The sequence below is a fragment of the Micromonospora maritima genome (genome assembly GCF_902825405.1).
Taxonomy (GTDB): domain Bacteria; phylum Actinomycetota; class Actinomycetes; order Mycobacteriales; family Micromonosporaceae; genus Micromonospora; species Micromonospora maritima.
In genome coordinates, this window is sequence record NZ_CADEAU010000475.1 from 1 (window position 1) to 4,049 (window position 4,049).

The following is a 4,049-nucleotide window of genomic DNA, read 5'->3' on the forward strand; positions in this document are numbered from 1 at the left end:
GACGGCTGGCGGGACATGCCGCTGACCGAGGCCGCCCAGACCGTCCAGGTCTCCGCCTACCCCGACCACTACGCCCAGTGGGAGCAGCAGGCCGCCGACCTGGTGGCCGAGCACTGGAACAGCTGACCCGGCGGTGACCGGGGTCACGACGACCAGCGGAAGAAGCGTGGCCCCGGTACCGTTGTGCAGAGCGTCGGTGTGTCCAGTGTCCCCGGGCCTCACCTAAAATGCCTTCGCGGAATACCGTTCGGCTGGAGCCGCGTCGCGCCACTCGCCGAGAGGCGACCTGCACACCGACGCCCAGCGCCGCCCCGGCCGGAAGGTCGGGGCGGCGCTGTTTCGTGCTCGGCTCGCGGGCGTCGGCCGGCTGCCCTAATGTGCAGGAGGTGAGCCGTTCTCGACGGGGAGGGGTGCCCGGGTGGGTCTGAAGACGTTCATCCAGGGTTGGCCGGTCTACCGGCAGCTCACCGGCACCGACCCGCTCGGTCGCGGGGCCGCCGCCCAGTCGGCCCGCTCGGCCGGCCTGACCGCGCGCACCGAGACCGCCGACGGCATGGCCCGCTCGGTCTGTCCCTACTGCGCGGTCGGTTGCGGGCAGCGCGTCTTCCACTCCGACGGCAAGGTCACCCAGATCGAGGGCGACCCGGACAGCCCGATCTCCCGCGGCCGGCTCTGCCCGAAGGGCTCGGCCAGCAAGAGCCTGGTGACCAGCCCGCTGCGCCAGACCAAGGTCCGCTACCGCCGGCCGTACGCGACCGACTGGGAGGACCTGGACCTCGACGTCGCGCTCGACATGATCGCCGACCGGATCCTCGCCGCCCGCGCGGAGACCTGGGAGGACGTGGACGACGAGGGCCGCCCGCTCAACCGGACGCTCGGCATCTCGAGTCTCGGCGGCGCGACGCTGGACAACGAGGAGAACTACCTCATCAAGAAGCTGTTCACGGCGATGGGGGCACTCCAGATCGAGAACCAGGCCCGGATTTGACACTCCGCCACCGTCCCCGGTCTGGGGACCAGCTTCGGTCGCGGCGGCGCGACGGACTTCCAGCAGGACCTCGCCAACGCTGACGTCATCGTCATCCAGGGCTCCAACATGGCCGAGGCCCACCCGGTGGGCTTCCAGTGGGTGATGGAGGCGAAGAAGCGCGGCGCGAAGGTCTTCCACGTCGACCCGCGGTTCACCCGCACCAGCGCGCTCGCCGACACATACCTGCCCATCCGGGCCGGCACGGACATCGCGCTGCTCGGCGGCGTGGTGCGCTACATCCTGGACAACGAGCTGGACTTCCGGGAGTACGTGCTGGCCTACACCAACGCGGCCACCATCGTCAGCGAGCGGTTCGCCGACACCGAGGACCTGGACGGCCTGTTCTCCGGCTACAACCCGGAGACCGGCTCCTACGACCACTCCAGCTGGCAGTACGAGGGCCAGGAGGGCACCGCCAAGGCCCGGGGCACCGGCAAGGAGCGCGACTCGGCCTCCGGGCTGGAGCACGAGTCGCACGGTGAGCCGGTGCCGGCGCAGACCCAGCGGGACGAGACGTTGCAGCATCCGCGCTGCGTCTACCAGATCCTCAAGCGGCACTTCGCCCGCTACACCCCGGAGATGGTGGCCCGTGTCTGCGGCATCCCGGAGGAGAAGTTCCTGGAGCTGGCCCGCGCCTGGACGGAGAACTCCGGCCGGGAGCGCACCGGCGCGCTCGTCTACTCCGTCGGGTGGACGCAGCACAGCGTCGGGGTGCAGTACATCCGCACCGGGTCGATCATCCAGACGCTGCTGGGCAACATGGGCCGGCCGGGCGGGGGCATCCTGGCGCTGCGCGGGCACGCCAGCATCCAGGGCTCCACCGACATCCCGACGCTGTTCAACCTGCTGCCCGGCTACCTGCCGATGCCGCACCACGCCGACCACCCGACGTTCGACAGGTGGGTGGACAGCATCCGGCACCCCGGCCAGAAGGGCTTCTGGGGCAACTCCCGCGCGTTCGCGGCGAGCCTGCTCAAGGCGTACTGGGGGGACGCGGCGACGCCGGAGAACGACTTCTGCTACGGCTACCTGCCGCGGATGACCGGCGACCACGGGACGTACCAGCAGGTCCTCAACATGATCGACGGCGGGATCAAGGGCTACTTCCTGCTCGGCCAGAACCCGGCGGTCGGCTCGGCGCACGGCCGCGCCCAGCGCCTCGGCATGGCCAACCTCGACTGGCTGGTCGTGCGCGACCTGTTCCTGATCGAGAGCGCCACGTTCTGGAAGAACAGCCCGGAGATCGCCACCGGGGAGATCGTGCCGCAGGAGTGCCGCACCGAGGTGTTCTTCCTGCCGGCGGCCTCGCACGTGGAGAAGGAGGGCACGTTCACCCAGACGCAGCGGATGCTGCAGTGGCGGGAGAAGGCGGTCGACCCGCCGGGCGACGCCCGCTCCGAGCTGTGGTTCTTCTACCACCTGGGCCGGAGGCTGCGGGAGAAGCTGGCCGACTCCACCGAGCGCCGGGACCGGGCGCTGCTCGACCTGGCCTGGGACTACCCGACCCACGGGCCGCACGCCGAGCCCAGCGCCGAGGCGGTGCTGAAGGAGATCAACGGCTACGAGGTGGCCACCGGCCGTCCGCTGAACGCGTTCGGCGAGGCCAAGGCCGACGGCTCCACCGCGATCGGCTGCTGGATCTACTCCGGCGTGTACGCCGACGGGGTCAACCAGGCGGCCCGCCGCAAGTCCCGGCACGAGCAGGACTGGGTGGCCGCCGAGTGGGGCTGGGCGTGGCCGGCGAACCGGCGCACGCTCTACAACCGCGCCTCCGCCGACCCGGAGGGCCGGCCGTGGAGCGAACGCAAGAAGTACGTCTGGTGGGACCCGGACGCCGGCGAGTGGACCGGATACGACGTGCCGGACTTCGAGAAGACGAAACCGCCGTCCTACCGGCCACCGGCCGACGCGTCCGGGCCGGAGGCGCTCGCCGGCGACGACCCGTTCGTCATGCAGGGCGACGGCAAGGCCTGGCTGTACGCGCCGAGCGGGGTGCTCGACGGGCCGCTGCCGACGCACTACGAGCCGGCCGAGTCGCCGATGCGCAACCCGCTCTACGGGCAGCAGGCGAACCCGACCCGGAAGATCTACGAGCACCCGGTGAACCGGATCAACCCGAGCCCGCCGGAGCCGCACAGCGAGGTCTTCCCGTACGTGTTCACGGTCAGCCGGCTCACCGAGCACCACACCGCCGGTGGGATGAGCCGGACCGTGCCGCGCCTGGCCGAGCTGCAACCGGAGATGTTCGTGGAGGTGTCCCCGGAGCTGGCCGCCGAGGTCGGCCTGGCGCACCTGGGCTGGGCGCACCTGGTCAGCGGGCGGGCGGTGATCGAGGCGCGGGTGCTGGTCACCGACCGGCTCACCCCGCTGCGGGTGGACGGCCGGGTCATCCACCAGGTGTGGCTGCCGTACCACTTCGGCAGCGAGGGCCTGGTCACCGGCGACTCGGCGAACGACCTGTTCGGCATCACCCTGGACCCGAACGTGCTCATCCAGGAGAGCAAGATCGGCACCTGTGACGTCCGGCCGGGCCGGCGTCCCACCGGGCCGGCGCTGCTCGACCTGGTCGCCGACTACCAGCGGCGGGCCGGCATGACGGCGGACCGGAAGGTGCCGATCGTGACCACCGACGTGCTGGGCGGGGAGAACGCGGCCGGCAGCACCGACGAGCAGACCCCCGAGGCCGCGGCGCGCGACGGAGAAGACCATGCCTGACGCCAACAGCCTGTACGGACCGCTCGACCCGGCCCCCGACGCGGGCTGGACGCAGGCGCCACCCCGGATGGGGTTCTTCACCGACACCAGCGTCTGCATCGGCTGCAAGGCCTGCGAGGTGGCCTGCAAGGAGTGGAACGGCGTCCCCGACTCGGGCTTCGACCTGCTCGGCATGTCGTACGACAACACCGGCGCGCTGACCGCGAACTCCTGGCGGCACGTGGCGTTCATCGAGCAGCCCCGGCCGGCCGGGCACCGCACCGCGCCCTTCGCCGCCGACCCGACCGGCCCGGCGTCGGCGTCG

General features: G+C 71.5%; 1 protein-coding gene and 1 pseudogene. Both read left to right on the forward strand.

Annotated features, from left to right (window positions below; translation table 11 throughout):
* The first annotated feature begins 418 nt into the window (after positions 1-418).
* On the forward strand, positions 419-3,745 hold the full coding sequence (gene fdh, locus HUW36_RS27360) for a formate dehydrogenase (RefSeq protein ID WP_246248349.1): 3,327 nt from the start codon (positions 419-421) through the stop codon (positions 3,743-3,745).
* Positions 3,738-4,049 (forward strand): annotated as a pseudogene (locus HUW36_RS27365) (4Fe-4S dicluster domain-containing protein); the annotation flags it as partial. The gene fdh and the pseudogene HUW36_RS27365, both read left to right, overlap by 8 nt.